We start from the raw sequence: 21,377 nt of genomic DNA on the forward strand, positions 1-21,377 counted from the left end.
GAGAATTAAATGACTATATTTGGAAATAAAATAAGTGGGTCAGTTTATAAAAAAGCTGTAAAAACACAAAAGAAGTTTATCAAAAAATTCGGTGATGACCGCAATACAGAATATCATCTTGAATTGAAAGATAATGATGTACTTACACCCCCCTTCGGCTGTCAGACAATTGTAACAAATCCATCTTCTTCTGAAGATACATTTGCATCAAAGCTTCCTGAAAAGCCGCTTATTATTGGAAACATCAGAATGGGCTTTGGTCATTATAGAATCTCAATGGCAATGGCCAGTGCAGCAAAGGCTCTCGGCTATACACCGCTCTGGATGGACCTCAACTCTTTCCCTGAAACTACCTGTACAAAAATCATTTCATATCAGAATAATCTTTATTCAATGGGAAGCAGACTTTCTCAAAAGTTTAAACTCTTCAACAAAATGATTTGGGAGCCATTAAACTACGAAGGTTTTAAAAAACTTTCATACAATGCCGGTGACCAGAAAACTGCAGAACTTATGACTCCTCTCTTCCGTGAAATTCCAAAAGATACTCCGTTCATTGCAACTCACGTATGGCCAAGTCAGGCTGCTATTCATGCTGGAATGAAAAATGTTGTAAATGCAATTCCAGACAACTGGCCAATGGCACTTCATTTAAGTGAAGGTGCAATTCATACTGTACAGACTTTTAATTCTTACTGGGGTTATAGAACTCTGCATGGTTTTGATGGTGAGAATATCATGAATCCTATGAGTGACGGAGACCTTATCTGGATTGGTCACTATATTGATCATGAACTTGTAAGCAATATTGAAAAAGACTGTGAAGCAAGAATCGCCCGTGCAAATGAAGGAAAGTCTATCCGCTTCCTGTTTACAATCGGAGGTGCCGGTGCTCAGGGAGAATTCTTTGCATCAATTATCAAGACTCTTCTTCCTTATGTTAAACAAAACAAAGCCTGCATTTACCTGAACTGCGGTGACTATGAAAATGTCTGGAATATGCTTCAGAATATGATTCCAGAATTTGCTGATGGTTCAGTTCCTGTTACAAAACATTTCAATGACTGGAATGAAGAACTTGAGTTTGCTAATAAAGCAATTGATGGATTTGATACAGATGCCGGAAGTGGAATTCATGCGTTCTGTAACAAAGATATTTTTGGTGCTGTTTATATTACAAACCTTCTTATGAGAGCAAGTGATATTCTTGTAACAAAACCAAGTGAGCTTGCTTTCTATCCTGTTCCAAAACTTTTTATCCGCCGTATTGGTGGTCACGAAATGTGGGGAGCTATTCATTCAGCAGAACTTGGAGACGGAACTCTTGAATGCGAAACACCTGAATATGCATGTCAGATGGTTAAGCTTCTTATGGAACAGCCATCTTTGATTGAAGGTATGTGTAATAATATTATTGCTCAGAAAAAAATCGGAACCTATGATGGAGCCTATAAGGCAGTAAAAATTGCTGCTGGTGAAATCCATGGCCGGAATTTATAAAAAGTAAAATAAAAAAGGAGGACGCGTCAAATTATGACTGCTGTAGAAAAACTCGCCGAAGAACGTGATGAACTCAAAAACGCAAGAATCGAAAGAATCCTGCAATCAGCTTTTTCACTTTTTTCGCATACAGGAATTGATGCAATTGCAATGACTGATATTGCAAAGAATGCCGAAATTGGTGTTGCATCGCTTTACCGCTATTTCGAAACAAAAGACGAAATTGCAATAAGAACTGCAATCTGGGCATGGGAAAATCAGAAAAATATGATTATTCCTATTCTTGATGATACAGGTTATTACCAGAAAAAAGGTATTAATCAGCTTGATGAAATATTTGATTTATTCTGCAAGTTGTATCAGTCTGAACCTGATTTTTTCAGATACATATATTTCTTTGATGCATATGTAGTATGTCAGAAAATTGAACCAGAACGATTGATTCCATATCAGGAAGTAATTCAGACTGTTCAGAAAATTATTTGTGAAGCAATTCATAAAGGTATTGTTGATGGTTCCATTTCATCTGAATACAAAGATAGTGAATGTGAACTATACTACTCTCTTATGCATACATATTTTTCTGCTACACAAAAATTGAGTCTCAGCGGAAAAATGTTAAAGATGGACGAAACAAATAATGATATCCAGCAGCTCAAGCTGCTGGGGAAAGTTTTAATTGGAGGCTTAAAATGAAGGCACTTACAAAAAAAATAATGTGGTGTTATGCCATTGGTCAGCTTGGCTGGTCTATCATCAGCGGTCTTATCGGTTCATGGCTTGTATATTTTTATCAGCCTAACCAGGAAGCAATCAATGATGGTATGATTTCTCTGATTCCTCAGGGACGCGTTGTGCTTGGTGTTCTGACTTTAATCGGTCTTGTAACAGCAATTGGGCGCGTATTTGATGCCGTAACAGATCCTCTTGTCGGCAACTGGTCTGATAACTGTAAGCATAAGCTTGGCCGCCGTATTCCATTTATGAGATGGTCTGCGCTCCCTCTCGGTATTGTTTTTGTTCTTGTTTTCTGTGCTCCAGTTCAGGCTGTAAGCGGAATTAACACCGTATGGCTTTTTATTACTGTTCTTGCTTACTACTTCCTCATTACATGTTATTGTACTCCATATACATCACTTCTTGCAGAACTTCCAAACAATCAGGAAGAAAAACTTAAGCTTTCAATGTGTATTTCCCTTACCTTCATTGTAGGTACCTGTATCGGTTATACAGCTCCAATGATCTGGGGTGGACTTATCGGCGGAGGTATGGCAAGAGTTCCTGCTATGAGAATTACTTTTGCAATTCTTTCTGCACTTGCAACTATCTTTATGCTTGTTCCAGCCTTTGGAATTAAAGAAAAAGATTACTGTGATGTTGTACCTTCAAATTCAAATATGATGACTTCCCTTACAAAAACTTTTAAGAATAAGGATTTCAGAATTTTTGTAGGACAGGATATCATCTACTTCTTTGGACTTGCAATGTTCCAGACTGGTCTTCCATTCTTTGTAACTAGTCTTCTTCAGTTACCGGAAAGCATGACAACTGTTATGTTCGGTGGACTTACACTTCTTTCTCTTGCCTTCTATCCGTTTGTAATTAAGATGTCTAAAAAATGGGGAAAGAAAAAGCTTTTGATTGCTGCATTCATCGGCTTTGTTTTGACATTCGGCTTTACTGCCCTTTCTGGCGAAAAACTTGGATTTATTCCGGTTTACGTTCAGGCTGTAATTATTGTAGTACTTGGTTCTTTCCCACAGGCTATCTTTGGAATTATCCCACAGACTATCGTTGCAGATATTGCTCTCGAAGATGAAGTTGAAACTGGTGAATCAAGAAGCGGTATGTTCTATGCTGCAAGAACCTTTGCTATGAAGCTCGGACAGTCTCTTGCAATGCTTATGTTCACTTCTCTTGCAACAATCGGTATTTCTGAATCTGCTTTCATTGAAGCTGCTGCAGAAACTTCTGAAAAGGCTGCAGGTTCTCCACTAGGATACAGAATTGTAGCACTTGTTGCTTCTGTCTGCTGTATTATTGGTGGTCTTATTATGGCTTTCTTTAATGAAAAGAAGGTTATGTCTACCATTGCTAAAGTAGAGAATACAGCTGAATAAATTATGAGCCGGGTATAAAATCCCGGCTTTTTTATAAGTATTTCTGTACTTCACCTGAAATTCATATTATAATGATATACAATATAAGGAAACTTTTATGACTACAACTAAAACTTTTCACTACATCTTTATTGTTTCTATTGCCTTTCTTTTTGTTTCCTGTGCTTCTCTTCCAGGTACAAACAGAAATTTAAGATTTACAGAGAAATATCAGACTGTTGAATTTGAAGAAAATCTGAATTATGTTGAAACGAATATCAAATATCCTCAATTTGATAAGCTGCCTGATTTAAATAAAAGAATTGAAAATACAGTTCTAAATAACTGGAAAAATTTTAAATCGTATTCAAGAAAAGAATATAATGATATTGTTGCCCTTAATGCCCGAGGAAACTCAAAATTGCCTCCTTTTGAATATAATGTTACATATGAAGTTACCGGTACAAAAGAAATTGTCAGCGTACTTATAAATACATATATATTCAGCGGTGGTGCGCACGGAACAACAAATCTGATAAGCTTAAATTATAATATGAACACTAAAAAATATATCAGTATTCTGAATGCAACTGATATGACTTATAACGAAATCTCTACCCTTTGCAGGAATCACTTATATAAAAAACTGATTGATGATAATAAAGCAGCAAAAAATCCAGCTGAAAAAGATGCTTTGCGGGAAATGATAAATATGGGCGCATTCCCACAGGCCGGAAATTATGAAATATTTACTGTAGATGGTGCAAGGGTTTATGTATACTTTGAACCATATTCAGTAGCGCCATATTCATACGGAATTCAAAAAATACAAGTTAAGTAGAGCTAACTACATCGTTTTAGTTTGTCCTATAATTGTACAAAACGCTACACTTCTAGTATTTTAGTGAATTAGCTGATGAATTTATATTGAACAAAATATATATTTATTTTATATTTGATTAACTTACATTTGAGAGTTGATTATTTAATTTATGAGGTTTTCTTATGCAGAAAAAGATATATGTAGTTGGTATGTTTGATGATGGAACAGCAGGAAAAGTACAGGCTGCAGTTTCAGCAGTAGCAGGAGTTACTAACTGTGTTGCTAACTGTGAAAAATCTCAGGTACTCGTAGACTATGATGATGCAGGAGCAGAAGCTGCTATCAATGCTGCAATCTCTGGCTGCGGTGTAGACGTACTCGGCTAATCTATGATTAAACTTACAATTCTAGATGGGCATGCGGTAAATCCGGGTGACCTACCCTGGACTTTTTTAGACGGCATTGTTGATTACAATGTATATGAAAGAACTTCTCCAGAAGAAGTAATCGATCATATCGGTAATTCAGATGCCGTTTTTCTTAACAAAATTCAGATTACAAAAGAAATTTTCGATGCCTGCCCTAATCTTAAATACATCGGGGTTCTTGCAACAGGCTATAATGTAATTGATTTGGAATCAGCTCGTGCTCATGGAGTAACAGTAACAAATATTCCTGCCTACTCTACTGAATCAGTTGCTCAGCATGTATTTTCGTTTATCCTTTATTTTACAAATCAGGTAGCTCAGCACAGTGCTTCTGTAATGGCAGGAGACTGGGTAAAATGCCGTGATTTCTGTTTCTGGAATGGAAGTCTTTCAGAGCTTTCCGGAAAAACTCTGGGTATTTTCGGTTATGGAAATATCGGAAAAAAGGTTTGTGAATTAGGTAAAGCTTTTGGAATGAATGTTATTTGCTGTACAAGAACTCCAAAAGAAGGCATGCCGGAACAAGTCAGCTTTGAAGAATTATTAAAGCGTTCAGATTTTCTGACACTTCACGCACCTCTTACAGAACAGACTAAGAATATTATAAATAAAGACAGCCTTTCTCTTATGAAAAAGTCTGCTTATCTTATGAATACAGCCCGTGGCGGCTTTGTTGTTGAACAGGATTTAGCAGATTGTCTGAATAATGATGGAATTGCAGGCTATGCAGCTGATGTTCTGCTTCAGGAACCAATGGCAGCAGATTGTCCTCTCCTTAAAGCAAAGAACTGTGTAATTACTCCACATATTGCCTGGGCGCCACGAGAGACCCGTAAACGCCTGCAGGGAATTGCGGAAGAAAATCTTAAGGCATGGATTGCCGGAAATCCGATAAATGTTGTCAGTTAATCACTGATATCCACATCGAACTGAACCTGAACATCGTAGTCTGGGAATGCATCGCGTACGTCCTGGACTACGTGATTAAACATTTCCTTCATGCTCAGAGAATCAAAAGAAACAATAATATCAAATCTCATCTTCTTAGCCTGCTCGTCTACAAAGAAGCCGTGCATCTGAAGAATCTCTTTATGTTCCATAACAATTTTGCTGACACGTTCACGAATCTGAGCTGCAGAGTTTTCATGAGTATTTACTGAATAAATACCTATTGCACTCATTGCAACTCCGTGTTTTAAATAAACTTCGTTTGCAATTTTTCGTGACATAGCATCAATTTTATCTGCAGACCAGGTATCTGGAACTTCAATATGAGCTGAACCAACGTGCATGTCAGGACCGTAATTATTCAATACTAAATCATATGCGCCAAGAATTTCTTTATCACAGGAAATAATTGTCCTTTTTATATCTTTAGAAAGATACGAATCAACACGTTCTCCAAGAATCTTACTGATGGTTTCGCGAAGAGTTTCAATACCGGCCTTTATGATAGCAAAAGAAATCAGAACACCAAGATATGCCTCGAGAGAAACGTTCCAGATAAGGAAAACAGCCGCAGCAATGATAGTAGATGCTGAAATGATTGAGTCCATCAGGGCATCCTGACCGCTTGCAATAAGGGAATCAGAGTTTACTTTTTTACCGCTTGTTTTTACATAAAGTCCAAGAACAATCTTTACAACAACTGCTACACTGATGATTACAATTGAAGCTGTATTATAATCTGGAGTAACAGGATTTATGATTTTCTTTATTGATTCAACACAAGCGGTAAGACCAGCGTAAAGGATGATTACAGCAATTACGAGTGCTGTAAGATACTCTGCTCGTCCGTGACCGAATGGATGCTTTTTGTCTGCTGGTTTTCCGGCCAGTTTTGTACCTACAATTGTAATTACTGAAGAAAGCGCATCACTAAGGTTGTTTACAGAGTCCATAATTATAGCGATAGAATTGGTGATTATTCCGACAAAAGCTTTAAAAGCAGATAAGAAAATATTTGCCAGAATACCGATTATACTGGTACAGATGATTATTTTTTCGCGATTTGGAGTTCCCATAAAAAATAATGTACTTCGTTTAACGAATAATGGCAAGTCGACAAGTATTTAAGTATTTTGTCATTGCGAGGAGCCCTTGAAGGGCGACGTGGCAATCCATGGATTGCTTCGGCTCTGCCTCGCAATGACTTTGATTAAGAAAGTTTAAAAACAGGAATACTTTCAAGCGGAGCATCAACTGTTATTGTCTGCCCGCCATCATATACTTTTCCGTCGTGAATGTTCTCCCACTTTCCTGCCGGAAGATATACGTCACGCTTGAAAGTCTGTGGTGCAAGAACTGGCGCTACAAGGTAGTCTGAACCAAACATATACTGATCTTTGAGGTTCCAGCACTTTTCGTCTTCAGGGAATTCGTAGAACATAGTTCGCATTGCAGGGCTTCCGTTTTCACTAGCCTCTTTCATAACTTTTGTTACATAAGGCTTTATTTTTTCACGGAGCTTAATCTGAGCTTCCATAATCTTCTGAGGGCCTTCACCGTATGACCAGATTTCGTTGTCTCGGCCTGTGAATAAGTGTCCTCCACCGTAACCCCGCTGCGGATCTTTATCGAGTAATGGAATATCGTGCGGATCGCGGTCACCGTGCAATCTTAAGATTGGAGTAAATACAGCCCATTCAAACCAGCGAACAAGAAGTTCCTTAAACTCTTCTGTGCGAACATCACCGTACATGAAGCCGCCAATATCAGTTGTCCACCAAGGAATACCTGCAATACCCATATTCAAGCCTTCACATACAGAAGTTCTGAAACATTCCCATGTAGACTGAACATCACCATTCCAGATTACCTGATTGTATTTCTGGCTTCCTACCCAGGCACAGCGTTCAAGGTTTACAATGCTCTTCTGTCCCATAGCCTTCTGACCTTCGTAGAAGGCACGGCTGTACATCTGAGGATAAATATTTGCAAACTGAAGTCCGTTTCCCATCTGGTATCTGTAGTTACCAAAATCATAAATGTTAAGGTCAGGTTCAGAGTTATCAAGCCAGAACATATCAATTCCGTAATCAGCATAATTCTTTTTACAGATATCCCAGAGGTATTCACGTGCTTCCGGATTTGTTGCATCAATTGCAAGACAGTCGCCCTGCCAGTCAAAGCTCTGGTTACTTCCACGGTCTGCACGAATCAGATAACCCTTTTCCTGCATTTCATAGAAGTGAGTAGATTTTTTATCAACATTAGGCCATACAGAAACCATAACTTTAGTTCCCATTGCATGGAGCTCATCACACATTGCTTTTGGATCAGGCCAGTATTCCTTATCAAAGAACCAGTCTCCCTGACGTGGCCAGTGGAAGAAGTCGATTACGATAACATCGAGATGAATGCCCATTTCTTTGTATTTACGGGCAACAGTAAGGACTTCTTCCTGAGTACGGTAGCGGAGTTTACACTGCCAGAAACCAAGATAATCTTCTGTGAGTGCCGGAGCACGTCCTACAGCTGCAGTGTAGTTTTCTATGATTTCTGCAGGAGTATCACCGGCAGTAATCCAGTAGTCCATTTCTTTTGTGCTGTCTGCATGCCATTCAGTAATGTTCTTTCCAAATGTAACTCTACCAACAGCTGGATTATTCCAGAGGAAACCATATCCAAGATTTGATAAAGCAAAAGGAATAGAAACCTGGCTGTTACGCTGAGCGAGTTCTAGAGTACAGCCTTTCATATCAAGATATGGTGCCGGATACTGACCCATACCAAAGAGTTTTTCTTCATCATTTGGATTAAAGCGTACTGTAAGTGAATAATCTCCGCCTATGATTCCCTGATACTGACGGCTGATGATTTTTGTACAGCAGCTTTCCTTTGTTGCAGTTGGATCATACTGGCGGTAGTATTCCTGCAAAATAAGTTTATCATTTTTATAGAATGAAATTACGCCATTAAAATTCAAACGTGCTTCAAGAATTCCATTTGAGATTGAAGCTCCATTTTCTGTTACGTTGATTTTTGCAGTTCCGTGATTGATTTTTTCTGTAAGTGCAACATCATGATCAATAAATGCACTCTCAAGTGTAGAACGAACTCTAAGAGAATTTTTTCCCCATGGTTCGATAAGAAGTGTTTCGTTACCTTTTTTGAATACTAAAGAATTTTTTGCTTCGTAAAACATTTTGAAGCCCTCCTATTCACTAATATAACATGAAAAATACAATTCTAATGTAAGAGAATTATTTGATTATTGTATAATTCTATTATAGATTCCCGGGCCAGGCCCGGGAATGACATGCATTTTTATACTTAGGAAGGACTGTCATCTTCGGTCTTGCCCCGGAGGTATTTATTTCTTTTTTCCGAGGTATGCTTCGCGAACTGTCGGGTTCACAAGTACCTGCTTGCCAGTGCCGCTGAGGACTATTTCACCTGTTTCGATAACGTATGCGATGTCGGCAGTTTTTAATGCCATATTTGCGTTCTGTTCAATAAGAAGCACGGTAACACCGCTGTTATTGATTTCACGGATGATATCAAATATCTGCTGTACTACAAGAGGTGCAAGTCCCAATGAAGGTTCATCCAACATAAGGATTTTTGGCTTACTCATAAGAGCTCGTCCAACAGCAAGCATCTGCTGTTCACCACCCGAAAGGGTTCCTGCAAACTGCCATGAACGTTCTTTAAGCCGTGGGAACAAATTAAATACCCATTCAAGGTCTTTTTCGATGGCCTTTTTATCATTACGAAGATAAGCACCAATTCTAAGATTTTCAATAACTGTCAGGTCTGAGAAAACGTGTCGTCCTTCAGGGCTGAGGGCAATTCCTTCTGCACAGATTTTATTGATAGGAAGTCCCGTTATTTCTTTTCCATCAAGTTTGATTGAGCCGCTTTCAGCTTTTACGAGTCCACTGATTGTACGTAACAAAGTAGATTTACCGGCACCATTTGCTCCAATAAGAGTAACGATTTTTCCATCTGGAACTTCGATATTGATACCGCGAAGAGCTTTGATTCCGCCGTATGATACATGTAAGTCTTTAATTTCAAGCATTATTCGGCCTCCTCTTCCACAGCATATGGCTTGTCTGAATAATCACTGTCTTCTTCTGATTCACCAAGATAAGCTGCAATTACATCAGGATTATTCTGAATCTCATCTGGAGTTCCCTGTGCAATAAGAGCACCAAAGTTCAAAACGTAGATTCTGTCAGAAATATCCATAACAAGATCCATGTGGTGTTCAATCATAAAAACTGAAAGATGGAAGTCTGTACGGATGCGACGGATAAAGTCTGTAAGCTCTGCAGTTTCCTGTGGGTTCATACCGGCTGCAGGTTCATCAAGCAAAAGCAAAGTTGGATTTGTAGCAAGAGCACGTGCAATTTCCAGACGACGCTGAAGTCCGTATGGAAGCGAAGTACAAAGTTCATCCTTTACATCATAAAGGCCTAGAATCTTAAGAAGCTCGGCAGTTTCTTCGCGCTGCTTTTTCTCTTCTTTCCAGTTAAGACGGAAAGTTGCAGAGAAAACATTTGAAGTGCGGCGAAGGTGTTTTGCAATCAGAACGTTATCAAATACAGTCTGGCTCTTCCACAAACGGATGTTCTGGAAGGTTCGAGCAATTCCAAGCTTTGTGATTTTGTCTGGAGTCGGTTCCAGGTGACCATTGAATACAGTTTTATCTTTTCCTGCATAAAGTTTTTTCATCTTTCTGCGGGGATGATTTTCTACAATCTTATTTCCGTTGAACCAGACTGCTCCGTTTGTTGGTGCATAAACTCCGGTTACAACATTGAATGCAGTTGTCTTACCAGCTCCGTTTGGTCCGATAAGAGATACAATTTCTCCTTCGTTTACTTCAAGAGAAAGATTGTCAACGGCAACTACACCGCCGAACTGCATTGTTATATTTTCCATTTTCAAAATGTTCATATTCATTCCTACTTTTTCTTAAACTTCTTAAAAAAGCCCGATATTCCCTTAATTGAGAATTCCTTATCGCCCATAATTCCTTTCTGGTAGAAAAGTACGATACACATAATTACGATTGAGAACACTACCTTTCTGAATCCAGGACGTAAAATCTGAACGGAAGTAAAGTTCAGGTTCGCGTTATCAAGGAAGCGGAGCCACCACTCAGAACATGCAATAAACAGGAATGAAGAAATACAGCTTCCTGTAACCGAGCCGATACCACCGATTACAACAATCAATAAAATCTCATAAGTCATTGCAGACTTAAACTGACTTGCCTGAATTGTTGTCTGGAACATTGCAAGAAGAGCACCTGAAATACCTGCAAAGAATGAACTGATTGTAAATGCCATTCTTTTATGATGAGCAAGATTGATACCCATTGCTTCGGCAGCAACTTCATCATCGCGGATAGCTTTGAAAGCACGGCCATAAGTAGAATTTATAAGAAGTACAATGACTGCAATACAGATTCCACTTACTGCAAAATAGAATGTTGTAGATTTGAATACCGGATACTTTCGCAAAAGGTTTGAACCGTTTGTAATTACACCAAGCTTATCCCACTGGAAGATTGCACGAAGAATCTCTGCAAATCCAAGTGTAGCAATTGCAAGATAGTCTGATTTCAAATGCAAAACAGGAAGTCCAATCAGATAAGCAAAGAAAGCTGCTACAAGGCCGGCAAGAATCATTGCAACTATTACAGGGAGTGTAAAATGAATCGCACCTCCATCAAAGTACTGATAAACCTGAGCACGAGCTTCAAGCGGAATTGTAAAGATTGCGTATGTATAAGCACCGAGCAGCATAAAGCCAGCCTGTCCGAGACTGAACAAACCTGTAAATCCATTCAAAAGGTTCATACTTACAGCAACAAGAGCGTAAATTGCACCCTTCTTTAATACTGTAAACAGAATTGATGTAGGACGAATTGTGTGTTCAAGAATAATAAGAACAACGAACAGCAGCGCAAGAAGTCCAAAGCCGATAAATAAATCTCTTTTTTTGTTAGTAATTTCCATAGCAAAAACCTCAATAAAAGATTAAACCTTATCGGTCTGTTTCTCGCCGAAGAGTCCGGTCGGCATGAACATCAATACACAAATCAAAAGAACAAAAGTAAAGGCGTCACTGAAGGTTGTCCAGCCAAGTCCCTTAATAATATTCTCACAGATACCAATTAAAAAGGCACCGATTACAGCACCAGGAATAGAACCGATTCCTCCGAAAACTGCTGCTACGAAAGCCTTAAGTCCCGGCATACCACCAACAGTTGGTGTAACTCCAGGATAGTTCGAGAAGAACAGAATTGAACCTACTGCAGCAAGGAAAGAACCGATTATAAAAGTCATCGAAATAACTGAGTCAATTTTGATTCCCATAAGCTGAGCAGTTTCAAAATCACGGGAAACAGCACGCATAGCCATTCCGATTTTTGTATACTTAATCAAAAGAACAAGTGCTACTACGAGAATAATTGTAAGGAAAGGAGTAATCACAGTTACACGTTTTGTAATTGCTCCAAAGATTGTTATAGAATCGCTTATCCATGGAATCTTCGGATAAGTTTTTAATAGTCCACCAGTAATATATAAAGCAAGATTCTGAATCAGATATGACATTCCGATTGCAGAAATCATAATTGACATACGAGGTGCAGTTCTTAAAGGTTTATAGGCAGTACGTTCAATTGCAAAGCCAACCAGAACTGTAAGTATGATTGTTAATGGGATTGATACCCAGAGCGGCATTACAGTGTAAGAATAAATCATGATAAGTCCGGCCGCCATAAATACATCGCCGTGTGCGAAATTGATAAGTCTTAAGATACCGTAAACCATTGTGTAGCCTATCGCGATGAGGGCATACTGGCCACCGGTAGAAATACCTGCAAGAAGATAAGGCAGATTAGCCTGAAAAAAGTTCATCTACGTTTCCTGATATAATAAAAATCACTGTCATCCCGAACTTGTTTCGGGATCTTAAAGTAGATGCTGAAACGGGTTCAGCATGACAGTGCTTTTTTATGATTTTAAATTAGTTTACTTTCTGAATAGCAATGAAGTCCCACTTTCCAGTTGAGTTGTTTACTTTTTTGATGTAAGCAACATCACGCTCAGCATCACCATTCTTATCAAATGCGATAGAACCTGAAACACCATTGTATGTTACAGATGGAAGAGCTTTCATAACGTCAGCAGATTTTGTGCTTCCTGCTGCTTTGAGAGCTTCGAGTGCAGTATAGTAAGCATCGAATCCCATTGCAGAAACAGCAGCGATTTCATCATCTCCACCGTTGTTAGTTTTAGCAGTAGCATTTGTATTAAGATAGTTTCTGAAACCGTCTACAAATGAAACTACATTAGCATCTGCACTTCCCTCTACGAAGAAGGTTGTTACATATACATCAATGTTTGTTCCCTTAGCTGCAGCAAGAACAACGTTAGAATCCCATGTATCACCTGCAAGAAGAGGAATCTTAAGTCCCTGTGTATTTGCCTGTTCAATGATAAGAGCAGCTGCCTCAATTGAAACTGGTGAGAAGAATACATCTGCTTTATTGTTCTTTGCATTTGCAACGTATGCAGCAAAGTCAGAAGTTCCATCTGGGAATGTTTCGAAAATTACTTCGATTCCGAGCTTTTTACAGCCTTCAATAAAGTAGTTACAAAGACCTACAGAATAGTCATCACCAAGTTTTGCAAGAGCATAAGCCTTTTTTGCACCGAACTTATCTTTAGCAAGATTTGCATGAACTGAACCCTGGAATGGATCAAGGAAGCAGATACGGAAATAGTGATTGTTTCCAAGAGTAACCTGTGGGTTTGTACATGTAACGCCAATAGCTGGAACATCTGCAGCAGCAAATGTATCAGAAGCAGCAATTGAAACACCAGAACCGTAAGATCCGAGAACTACAGAAACTCCCTTGCTTACGAGTTCAGAAGCTGCTGTTACAGCCTTATCATTTGAAGATTCGTTATCTACGATTTCAAGCTGAACTTTGTATTCTTTTCCTGCAATTTCTACAGTTGGAGTGATAGAGTTTGCATACTGAATACCAAGAGTTTCCTGCTTACCACCGGCACCGTTATCACCAGATGCTGGTTCGTAAACACCGATTTTTACAACATTTTTCTTTTCACCGCCACAGCTGATAAGAGCAAAAGCCATTACTGCTGAAGCAAGTACAAAAAGCATTTTTTTCATAAATTTTCCCCCATATGTTTTTAATCTAAATAAAAATATATCACATTTTTATGTCATGTTATATATATCTACCATATATTTGTAAAATTTCTAAGAAATTGCTATTAACGAAAAAAACACTATCTTTTAAATCTATTTAATGCTATATTTTAAATAGCGTATCTATATACGTGGTATGACATATATTAGGAGACTAAATAAAATGAAAACTTTTGGTGGCGCTGTGCTGTTTTTGGATCGTTCAGATATCAATACTGACGAAATTATTGCTGCAGAGTATCTTGCAGAACTTCCTAAACAGGAGTTAACTTCCCACCTTTTTGAAAATCTTAAGGTTGATGGTTTTAATCCAAAAAGTGATGTTGCCGGTAAAAAGGTAATCATTACAAAAGAAAACTTCGGCTGTGGTTCAGAACGTGAACATGCATCATGGGCTCTTGAAGCTAACGGAATCAATACAGTTGTAGCTCCAACATTTGCAAAAGCATTCCGTAAAGATATGTTCGCTAATGATCTTATGGCAATTGAAATTGACAGAAAATCTCTTGCAGATATGTTCCGCACATTTGCAGATAAAGATACAGAATGTAAGGTAGTTTTGAATGATGATGGAACTGCAAAGGTAAAACTTATTGCAGGTTCTCTTTCTAAGAGCTATCAGTTCAATGTGGATGATGCGGAGAAGGCTCTCTTCAATAAATAAAAGACGCGTCATGCTGAACTTGTTTCAGCATCTATAAAAAAGGCTGCCCGAAAGGACAGCCTTTTTCGTTTTATCGGCTTAATTACTTGCAAGCTTCGAAGATGATATCAGCCAGGAAGATAGCTGCGAGAATCCATGTAACAACAGGGATGTCTTTTACTTTCTTTCCTGCACACTTAGCGATAACGTAAGAAATGATACCCCACTGAATACCCTTAGCAATTGAGTAAGAGAATGGCATTGTCATGATTGTGATGAATGCAGGGATACCTTCTGTTGGATCATCAAACTTAATGTCTACAACAGACTTCATCATCAAATATCCTACGAAAATCAAAGCTGGAGCTGTAGCTGCAGAAGGAATGAGGAAGAACAATGGGCTCAGGAACAATGAAAGAAGGAAAAGAACACCAGTTGTAACTGAAGCAAGACCAGTGCGTGCACCAGCAGCAACACCAGAAGAAGATTCAACGAATGATGTTACAGTTGAAGTACCGAGACAAGCACCAACAGCAGTACCAACAGCATCTGCCATAAGAGCACCCTTAACGTTCTGAACTTCACCGTTTTCATCTTTAAGGTTACCCTGTTCTGCTACACCAAGAAGAGTTCCGATTGTATCAAATAGGTCTGTGAACAGGAATGTAAAGAAGATTACAAAAAACTGTCCGAGAACTGCAAATGAGAATTTTCCAGCAGGAGTACAAACGATTCCCTTGAAATCAAAAGCAAAGAAATGTGGAGCTGATGGAGCTGAGAATGGCTTAAAGTTTTCAGGAATAGTTGTTACACCAAATGGAATACCAATGATAGTAGTAATGATGATACCAATGAGGATTGCACCTGGTACCTTCAATGTGTACAAAACGATTGTAAGGATAAGACCAATTATAGCTACGATTGCAGCCTTATTAGCCATATCGAAGTTTACATATCCGATAAGAGTTCCTGTTTCTGTAGAAACGATACCTGCATTTGCAAGACCAATGATTGCAATGAAAAGACCGATACCAACTGCAACAGCTTTCTTAAGTCCTTCAGGAATAGACTTAATGATTGCTTCACGAACACCGCAGAGAGAAAGGATTATGAAGAGAATACCTTCCAGGAGAACTGCAGTAAGTGCAAGCTGATAGCTGCATCCCATACCCAGAACAACTGTGTATGTGAAGAATGCGTTAAGACCAAGACCAGGTGCAAGAGCAACAGGCAGGTTAGCACAGAATGCCATTACAAGAGTTGCAATAGCAGCAGAGAGTGCTGTGGCTGTGAATACTGCACCCCAGCTCATTCCAGAAGCTGAAAGAATACTTGGGTTTACAGCAAGAATGTAAGCCATAGCAAGGAAAGTTGTTATACCACCAACAAGTTCTTTAGAAACTGTGGTGCCTCTTTCCTGTAATTTAAAAAACTTTTCCATAATATATATTTCCTCCTATCATGGATTAACAAATTAAAGCAATACCAGAACCTTATCTACACAGGCTGTTACACAAGTACCGCATGAAGTACACTTTGTGTAATCAATTACTGGTAAACCAGAACTGACATCAATAGCCTGTTCAGGACATTTACGAGCACACATGCCGCACTTAAAACAGCCCTTTGAACAGTCTTTCTTAATCTGAACTTTGTTATCACTCTTGTTAGAGCAGACACCAATTGCACCTTTCAAATCAGCATCAATAAGACGGAACAAATGCTTTGGACAGGCAGCAACACATTTTCCACAGGCAACACATTTTGATTTGTTCACCTTTGGAAGTCCATCGTCTCCCATATAAAGGGCTCCGAAAGGACATACTTTCACACAGTCACCAAGTCCTATACAACCAAAAGCACATTTTTTTGTACCGTTCATTGTAAGCTGGGCAGCTTTACAGGTTTTAATTCCAATATATTCAGCCTTATCTGCAGCACAGTCTTTTGTACCGGCACAGGCAAGAAAAGCTACCTTAGGTTTTACTTCTACACCAGCCTGACCGAGAATCTCTGCAACTTTTTTAGCACAGTCAGAACCTCCGGCAACACAACCGTTAGTTGGAGCATCACCTTTAACTACTGCAGAAGCAAAAGCATCACAACCGGCAAGACCACAGCCACCACAGTTTGCACCGCTAAGTGCATCACGTACCTTCTGAACTTTTGGATCTGTATCTACATGGAAAATCTTTTTGAAAAGACCAAGCAGAACACCGAGCAGGAAGGCAATAATTACAGCAACAATAATTGTATATAAAATAGTATTCATACTGCCCTCACTTATTTAATAAGGCCCTTAAAGCCAAGGAATGCAAGACTCAACAAACTTGCACAAACATACAATATTGGAGTTCCAGCAAAAGCCTTTGGAAGATTCGCTGTCTTAACTCTGCTGCGAACCCCGCTCATAATTACCATAGAAATGAGGAATCCCATTGCAGAACCAAATGCATAAACAAGACTCTGTACATAATTGTAGTTCTTAGAAATACAGTTGATAGTAATACCAAGAACTGCACAGTTAGTTGTAATCAAAGCAAGGTAAACACCCATTGCATTATACAAGCCAGGAGACATCTTCTTAAGGAAGAATTCAACAAGCTGTACAAGAGAAGCAATTACAAGAATGAAGAAAAGAGTCTGAAGGAACTCGAGCCCAAGCGGAACCATAACAAGCTTGTAGATTGGCCAGGTTACGGCAGTTGCAAGCATGATTACGAAGGTAGTTGCAAGTCCCATACCAGTTGCTTTTTCTGTATCGTTAGTCATACCAATGAACGGACAGATTGCCAGATATTGGATGAAAACTACATTATCGATAAGAGCAGATTTTATAAAAAGTTTGATTGTTTCCATTATTGTGCTCCTCCCTCAGTTGGCTGTGCAGCAGCGGCTGGTGCTTCAACTTCGGCTGGTTTATCAGCTTCTTTCAAGGCAGCGATTTCTGCTTCATCAGCTTTATTCTGCTTGTACTGTTTCCATGCCTGAAGACATGCAGCAAGAATACCGAATACAAGGAAGCCGCCCGGTGCACTGTTAAAGATTCCGATGCGATAAGCTTCAGGAAGAACATCAATCTTAAGAGCAGTTCCTGCAAAAAGTGTTCCTCCGCCAAGAAGTTCACGAATCAAAGAAATTGCAACAAGAACGATTGTATAACCGATACCCATTCCAAGACCGTCGAGAATAGAATCTCCAACTTTATTTTTAGATGCAAAAGCTTCTACACGTCCCATGATGATACAGTTTACAACGATAAGCGGAATGAAAACTCCAAGAGCATTGTAAAGAGATTCAACATAAGCATTCAGAACAAGCTGAACGATTGTAGTAAAGGCTGCTATTACAGTAATAAAGACCGGAAGACGGATTGCAGAAGGAATCAGCTTACGGAAAATACTGATTACGATTTCACTCATAACAAGTACGAAAGTCATTCCGACTCCCATACCAAGACCGTTGAAAATACTTGTTGTAACACCAAGAGATGAACACAATCCGATGTTCAAAACAAGAAGAGGATTTTCACGAAGGAAACCATTAACGAAGGTTTTCAGTTTTGTGTTTGCCATTATTTTGCTACCCCCTTCTGATTAAAATATGCAAGAATATTTTTTGTTCCTTCATTGATTAAAGAAGAAACTGCAACACTTGTAATTGTTGCACCGGAAATTGCATCAAAATTTTCTCCGGCAGTAAAGCCTGATTTTGCATTCTTTCCTTCAAACTGTCCATAGAAGGTTTTACCGTTTGGAAGTTTAAACGTTGAATCATTAGCTTTAAGACCAAAACCAGGAGAATCTGTAAGCTTAAGGAATTTCAAACCGGTAACTGTTCCATCAGTTTTAATACCGATGAGAATTGTTCCCTGATCATAAGTTGGACCTGATACCTGAGCGGCACCGCCAACAATTTCATTACCGCGTTTAGCAACATACATTTCATCAACTGTAATTGCACCAACTACAGGAGGTGTAAAATCATTTATGGTTTCAAAAGTAAGTCCATTGTCAGGGAAGAATTCCTGCATTGCTGCACTAACCTTTCTTTCCTGATTCTGAGCAATTTTAGGAGCTGTAAAACTATTAACTACAGCAAGCATTGCACAGGCAACAACAGCATAAGCTGCAAGAATGAGTCCAAGACGGATCATGCTCCATGCATTTTCTTTCTGATTTTTTACGGAAGCTTCAGCCATTACTTTACCTCCTTTGCATCTGCAGGACGGCCGGCCTTTTTACCGTAACCGTACTTACGTGCAGTAAGATTATTAAGGAATGGAGCTACACTGTTCATAATAAGAATTGAGAACATAACACCTTCCGGATATCCGCCGAAGCGTCGGATCAGGAATGTAATAAGACCGCAGCCAAAGCCGAATATGAGACGGCCTTTTTTAGTAAGAGGTGCTGTAGCGTAATCAGTTACCATAAAGGTTGCACCGAACATAAGACCGCCAGTCATCAAAGCCATGGCAACATTTTCACCTGCAATACAGGAACAGATTGCAACTGTACCAACCATTGCAACTGGAGCACGCCAGTCAATGATGTGAGCTAGTGCAAGGAAAGCAAAAGAAATCAAAATCAATAAGGTTGAAGTTTCACCAATACAACCAGCTCTGTTACCAATAAAGTACTGCCAGTAAGTGCCCTGCTCTACAGCGAAAGTTCCAGCCTTCATTGCAGAAAGAGTTGTCGCAGAAGAAATTGCATCTACTGCAGAAATTGTTTTTGGAGTAAGCCAGGAAGCACCCATTGCTGCTGGGAAACTGAGGAACATAAACGCACGTCCAGTCAAAGCCGGATTGAATACGTTTGAACCGATTCCACCAAATAATCCCTTTGCAACAATCATGGCAACTGCAGCACCTACAACAAAAATCCAAACAGGAGCTGTCGGCGGGCTAACAAGAGCCATCATAACACCAGTAACACAGGCAGAAAGATTTCCAATTACTACCTTCTGCTTAGTCATTTTCTGAAAACAGAATTCAAAAAGTACACATGAAGCAACTGAAACAAGAATTCTTATTAAAGTTGCCCAGCGGAATAAAACAATACCCATAATGATTTCAGGAAGAAGCGCAAAAAGCACTGTTCCCATAATCATTGTTGTATTACATTTAAGATTAAAATGAGGGCTAGAAGAAACATGAATTTTATTGCTCATCACTTGCCTCCTTCAGCTTTTTCAGCAGCTGCTTTAGCGGCAGCCTTAGCTTTTTCTTCTGCCATTTTCTGGCGTACAATTCCTTTTCCAAGACGGATTCTTTGAATCAGATTAACCTTGGCAGGACAAACAAACGCACAACAACCGCATTCAATACAATCCATAAGACCAAAACTCTTAGCCTTTTCTATATTACCAGCCTTGAGTTCACGAACAATCAGAGCAGGACTCAAACGCATTGCACATTTTGCAACACAGGAACCGCACGAAATACACTGAGATTCTTCTTCAAGGAAGGTTTCTTTTTCTGTAAGGAAAGTAACACCACTGGTTCCCTTTGCAACTGGGAAATCAGCACTGGCCATTGCAAAGCCCATCATAGGACCGCCGGAAATAATTTTAACCGGTTCGCTTGCACCTTCAGATTTCAAAGTAAAGCATGAAGGCATAAGATCACTTACGATAGTTCCTACTGGAACACGGAGGTTTACAGGCTTTTCAACTGCTCCACCACTGATAGTCAGTGAACGTTCAACCAAAGGCATTCCAAGACGGAAAGCATCGCTGATAGAACATACAGATCCGACATTACAGATAACACAACCTGCATCAGCCGGAAGTTTTGCACTAGGAATCTCACGACCTGTTGCAGCTGAAACAATAAACTTTTCTGCACCCTGAGGATACTTTGTCTTTACAAGACAAACCGACATCTTGTCAGAATATCCGGCAGCAGCAATTTCGTTTTCAAGAGCTGGAAGAATATATTCTTTATTATCTTCAAGAACAATAATACCTTTTGCGTGGCCCTGACCATCCTTACCACCATTTATGATGTGCATGACAATTGCAAGACCATCAATAACTTTTGCCGGCTGTTCAAGCATAGTACGCTCATCACAGGTAAGATATGGTTCACATTCAGCAGCGTTAATCAGAACATAATCAATGATTTTATCTGCAGGAGGATTAAGCTTTACATGGGCTGGGAAAGATGCACCTCCCATACCAACAATACCCGCTTCTTTAATACGGGCTAAAGCCTGTTCTTTAGTTGTTTCAAAAGGATTTAATACCGGAAGAAGAGTTTCTCTACCTGCATCATCAGCTTCAATGATAATACAAGGAGCCATACCATTACCGGTAATAAGACAATTCTGTATTTTTTTTACTTTTCCAGAAACAGAAGAATGTACCGGACAGTTCATAAAGCCTTCGCCAGAAGCAATAATCTGTCCTTTTGCAACTTCATCGCCTACTTTTACAAGCGGCTGATTAGGAGCGCCTCCCATCGTAACCGGAATAGTCACAGTTTTTGATGCAGGAAACGCTGGAGTTATAGGACACTGGTTACTCAGTTCCTTATACTCTTTAGGGTGAATCCCACCCTTAAATGTTTTTGCTCTCATAATTCTTCTATTATAAACCGAGATTATTCATCTTGCAATATTTGAATGATTAGAGAAATATAACAATATCTTAAAAAAAACTTTCCCTTTTTTTGATTC

The 21,377-nt window shown here is 39.2% G+C and carries 21 protein-coding genes; 7 read left to right on the forward strand and 14 right to left on the reverse strand.

Annotated features, from left to right (window positions below; translation table 11 throughout):
* Positions 1-9 precede the first annotated feature (9 nt).
* From BMY21_RS13195 to BMY21_RS13220, 6 genes are all read left to right on the forward strand, one after another.
* The gene (locus tag BMY21_RS13195; RefSeq protein ID WP_074644949.1) at positions 10-1,500 is read left to right on the forward strand and encodes a DUF6937 domain-containing protein; all 1,491 of its coding nucleotides are present in this window, start codon (positions 10-12) and stop codon (positions 1,498-1,500) included.
* 33 nt (positions 1,501-1,533) lie between these two features.
* Positions 1,534-2,196 carry a TetR/AcrR family transcriptional regulator gene (locus tag BMY21_RS13200; protein ID WP_074644951.1) on the forward strand — a complete coding sequence of 221 codons (663 nt, stop codon included), beginning with the start codon at positions 1,534-1,536 and terminating at the stop codon, positions 2,194-2,196.
* A complete protein-coding gene (locus BMY21_RS13205; RefSeq protein WP_074644952.1) occupies positions 2,193-3,620 on the forward strand; it encodes an MFS transporter in 1,428 nt (475 codons plus the stop codon). Before BMY21_RS13200 ends, BMY21_RS13205 begins: the two co-directional genes overlap by 4 nt.
* 97 nt (positions 3,621-3,717) lie before the next feature.
* Positions 3,718-4,440 carry a DUF3298 and DUF4163 domain-containing protein gene (locus BMY21_RS13210; protein WP_074644954.1) on the forward strand — a complete coding sequence of 241 codons (723 nt, stop codon included), beginning with the start codon at positions 3,718-3,720 and terminating at the stop codon, positions 4,438-4,440.
* A gap of 164 nt (positions 4,441-4,604) precedes the next feature.
* Positions 4,605-4,808: a heavy-metal-associated domain-containing protein gene (locus BMY21_RS13215; protein ID WP_022931398.1), complete on the forward strand. Its 204-nt coding sequence runs from the start codon at positions 4,605-4,607 to the stop codon at positions 4,806-4,808.
* Between the two features lie 3 nt (positions 4,809-4,811).
* Positions 4,812-5,759, forward strand: coding sequence for a D-2-hydroxyacid dehydrogenase (locus tag BMY21_RS13220; protein WP_256210460.1), 948 nt, complete (start codon positions 4,812-4,814; stop codon positions 5,757-5,759).
* On the opposite strand, the gene BMY21_RS13225 is transcribed toward BMY21_RS13220, so the two are convergent.
* From BMY21_RS13225 to BMY21_RS13255, 7 genes are all read right to left on the reverse strand, one after another.
* On the reverse strand, positions 5,756-6,874 hold the full coding sequence (locus BMY21_RS13225) for a cation diffusion facilitator family transporter (RefSeq protein ID WP_074644956.1): 1,119 nt from the start codon (positions 6,872-6,874) through the stop codon (positions 5,756-5,758). The genes BMY21_RS13220 and BMY21_RS13225 overlap by 4 nt on opposite strands.
* Positions 6,875-7,008: 134 nt before the next feature.
* Complete coding sequence (locus tag BMY21_RS13230) at positions 7,009-8,997, reverse strand: glycoside hydrolase family 31 protein (RefSeq protein WP_074644957.1); 1,989 nt, start codon at positions 8,995-8,997, stop codon at positions 7,009-7,011.
* Between the two features lie 168 nt (positions 8,998-9,165).
* Positions 9,166-9,876, reverse strand: a complete 711-nt coding sequence (locus BMY21_RS13235; RefSeq protein ID WP_074644959.1) for an ABC transporter ATP-binding protein — start codon at positions 9,874-9,876, stop codon at positions 9,166-9,168.
* On the reverse strand, positions 9,876-10,757 hold the full coding sequence (locus BMY21_RS13240; protein ID WP_218141061.1) for an ABC transporter ATP-binding protein: 882 nt from the start codon (positions 10,755-10,757) through the stop codon (positions 9,876-9,878). Before BMY21_RS13240 ends, BMY21_RS13235 begins: the two co-directional genes overlap by 1 nt.
* An 8-nt stretch (positions 10,758-10,765) precedes the next feature.
* Positions 10,766-11,824 (reverse strand): branched-chain amino acid ABC transporter permease, encoded by a 1,059-nt coding sequence (locus BMY21_RS13245; RefSeq protein ID WP_074644963.1) that lies wholly within the window; start codon positions 11,822-11,824, stop codon positions 10,766-10,768.
* 21 nt (positions 11,825-11,845) lie between these two features.
* Positions 11,846-12,730 carry a branched-chain amino acid ABC transporter permease gene (locus tag BMY21_RS13250; RefSeq protein WP_074644964.1) on the reverse strand — a complete coding sequence of 295 codons (885 nt, stop codon included), beginning with the start codon at positions 12,728-12,730 and terminating at the stop codon, positions 11,846-11,848.
* Between the two features lie 109 nt (positions 12,731-12,839).
* The gene (locus BMY21_RS13255; protein WP_074644966.1) at positions 12,840-14,012 is read right to left on the reverse strand and encodes an ABC transporter substrate-binding protein; all 1,173 of its coding nucleotides are present in this window, start codon (positions 14,010-14,012) and stop codon (positions 12,840-12,842) included.
* A 202-nt stretch (positions 14,013-14,214) separates the two neighbouring features.
* On the opposite strand from BMY21_RS13255, the gene BMY21_RS13260 reads away from it, so the two are divergent.
* The gene (locus BMY21_RS13260) at positions 14,215-14,715 is read left to right on the forward strand and encodes a 3-isopropylmalate dehydratase small subunit (protein WP_074644968.1); all 501 of its coding nucleotides are present in this window, start codon (positions 14,215-14,217) and stop codon (positions 14,713-14,715) included.
* Between the two features lie 82 nt (positions 14,716-14,797).
* On the opposite strand, the gene BMY21_RS13265 is transcribed toward BMY21_RS13260, so the two are convergent.
* Genes BMY21_RS13265 through rsxC form a run of 7 tightly spaced genes read right to left on the reverse strand, consistent with a single transcriptional unit; the run spans position 14,798 to position 21,278 of the window.
* Complete coding sequence (locus BMY21_RS13265) at positions 14,798-16,135, reverse strand: NCS2 family permease (RefSeq protein WP_074644971.1); 1,338 nt, start codon at positions 16,133-16,135, stop codon at positions 14,798-14,800.
* Between the two features lie 33 nt (positions 16,136-16,168).
* Positions 16,169-16,966: an RnfABCDGE type electron transport complex subunit B gene (locus BMY21_RS13270; RefSeq protein ID WP_074644972.1), complete on the reverse strand. Its 798-nt coding sequence runs from the start codon at positions 16,964-16,966 to the stop codon at positions 16,169-16,171.
* A gap of 11 nt (positions 16,967-16,977) precedes the next feature.
* The gene (locus BMY21_RS13275; RefSeq protein ID WP_074644973.1) at positions 16,978-17,553 is read right to left on the reverse strand and encodes an electron transport complex protein RnfA; all 576 of its coding nucleotides are present in this window, start codon (positions 17,551-17,553) and stop codon (positions 16,978-16,980) included.
* The gene (gene rsxE / locus BMY21_RS13280; protein WP_083379877.1) at positions 17,553-18,269 is read right to left on the reverse strand and encodes an electron transport complex subunit RsxE; all 717 of its coding nucleotides are present in this window, start codon (positions 18,267-18,269) and stop codon (positions 17,553-17,555) included. The genes BMY21_RS13275 and rsxE overlap by 1 nt, the downstream gene beginning before the upstream one ends.
* Positions 18,269-18,895 (reverse strand): RnfABCDGE type electron transport complex subunit G, encoded by a 627-nt coding sequence (locus tag BMY21_RS13285; RefSeq protein WP_177177763.1) that lies wholly within the window; start codon positions 18,893-18,895, stop codon positions 18,269-18,271. Before BMY21_RS13285 ends, rsxE begins: the two co-directional genes overlap by 1 nt.
* A complete protein-coding gene (locus BMY21_RS13290; RefSeq protein WP_074644975.1) occupies positions 18,895-19,869 on the reverse strand; it encodes an RnfABCDGE type electron transport complex subunit D in 975 nt (324 codons plus the stop codon). Before BMY21_RS13290 ends, BMY21_RS13285 begins: the two co-directional genes overlap by 1 nt.
* Complete coding sequence (rsxC, locus tag BMY21_RS13295) at positions 19,869-21,278, reverse strand: electron transport complex subunit RsxC (protein ID WP_074644977.1); 1,410 nt, start codon at positions 21,276-21,278, stop codon at positions 19,869-19,871. Before rsxC ends, BMY21_RS13290 begins: the two co-directional genes overlap by 1 nt.
* Positions 21,279-21,377: the final 99 nt, after the last annotated feature.

The organism is Treponema bryantii (genome assembly GCF_900111035.1).
Lineage (GTDB): Bacteria > Spirochaetota > Spirochaetia > Treponematales > Treponemataceae > Treponema_D > Treponema_D bryantii_C.

What these genes read in the sequence shown, in the direction of transcription:
- BMY21_RS13230 (WP_074644957.1), bottom strand. Translation starts at nt 8,997, where the DNA reads ATGTTTTACGAAGCAAAAAATTCTTTAGTATTCAAAAAAGGTAACGAA.
- BMY21_RS13250 (WP_074644964.1), bottom strand. Translation starts at nt 12,730, where the DNA reads ATGAACTTTTTTCAGGCTAATCTGCCTTATCTTCTTGCAGGTATTTCT.
- BMY21_RS13200 (WP_074644951.1), top strand. Translation starts at nt 1,534, where the DNA reads ATGACTGCTGTAGAAAAACTCGCCGAAGAACGTGATGAACTCAAAAAC.
- BMY21_RS13275 (WP_074644973.1), bottom strand. Translation starts at nt 17,553, where the DNA reads ATGGAAACAATCAAACTTTTTATAAAATCTGCTCTTATCGATAATGTA.
- BMY21_RS13270 (WP_074644972.1), bottom strand. Translation starts at nt 16,966, where the DNA reads ATGAATACTATTTTATATACAATTATTGTTGCTGTAATTATTGCCTTC.
- BMY21_RS13290 (WP_074644975.1), bottom strand. Translation starts at nt 19,869, where the DNA reads ATGAGCAATAAAATTCATGTTTCTTCTAGCCCTCATTTTAATCTTAAA.
- BMY21_RS13215 (WP_022931398.1), top strand. Translation starts at nt 4,605, where the DNA reads ATGCAGAAAAAGATATATGTAGTTGGTATGTTTGATGATGGAACAGCA.
- BMY21_RS13260 (WP_074644968.1), top strand. Translation starts at nt 14,215, where the DNA reads ATGAAAACTTTTGGTGGCGCTGTGCTGTTTTTGGATCGTTCAGATATC.
- rsxE (WP_083379877.1), bottom strand. Translation starts at nt 18,269, where the DNA reads ATGGCAAACACAAAACTGAAAACCTTCGTTAATGGTTTCCTTCGTGAA.
- BMY21_RS13220 (WP_256210460.1), top strand. Translation starts at nt 4,812, where the DNA reads ATGATTAAACTTACAATTCTAGATGGGCATGCGGTAAATCCGGGTGAC.
- BMY21_RS13195 (WP_074644949.1), top strand. Translation starts at nt 10, where the DNA reads ATGACTATATTTGGAAATAAAATAAGTGGGTCAGTTTATAAAAAAGCT.
- BMY21_RS13205 (WP_074644952.1), top strand. Translation starts at nt 2,193, where the DNA reads ATGAAGGCACTTACAAAAAAAATAATGTGGTGTTATGCCATTGGTCAG.
- rsxC (WP_074644977.1), bottom strand. Translation starts at nt 21,278, where the DNA reads ATGAGAGCAAAAACATTTAAGGGTGGGATTCACCCTAAAGAGTATAAG.
- BMY21_RS13235 (WP_074644959.1), bottom strand. Translation starts at nt 9,876, where the DNA reads ATGCTTGAAATTAAAGACTTACATGTATCATACGGCGGAATCAAAGCT.
- BMY21_RS13210 (WP_074644954.1), top strand. Translation starts at nt 3,718, where the DNA reads ATGACTACAACTAAAACTTTTCACTACATCTTTATTGTTTCTATTGCC.
- BMY21_RS13265 (WP_074644971.1), bottom strand. Translation starts at nt 16,135, where the DNA reads ATGGAAAAGTTTTTTAAATTACAGGAAAGAGGCACCACAGTTTCTAAA.
- BMY21_RS13255 (WP_074644966.1), bottom strand. Translation starts at nt 14,012, where the DNA reads ATGAAAAAAATGCTTTTTGTACTTGCTTCAGCAGTAATGGCTTTTGCT.
- BMY21_RS13240 (WP_218141061.1), bottom strand. Translation starts at nt 10,757, where the DNA reads ATGAACATTTTGAAAATGGAAAATATAACAATGCAGTTCGGCGGTGTA.
- BMY21_RS13245 (WP_074644963.1), bottom strand. Translation starts at nt 11,824, where the DNA reads ATGGAAATTACTAACAAAAAAAGAGATTTATTTATCGGCTTTGGACTT.
- BMY21_RS13225 (WP_074644956.1), bottom strand. Translation starts at nt 6,874, where the DNA reads ATGGGAACTCCAAATCGCGAAAAAATAATCATCTGTACCAGTATAATC.
- BMY21_RS13285 (WP_177177763.1), bottom strand. Translation starts at nt 18,895, where the DNA reads ATGGCTGAAGCTTCCGTAAAAAATCAGAAAGAAAATGCATGGAGCATG.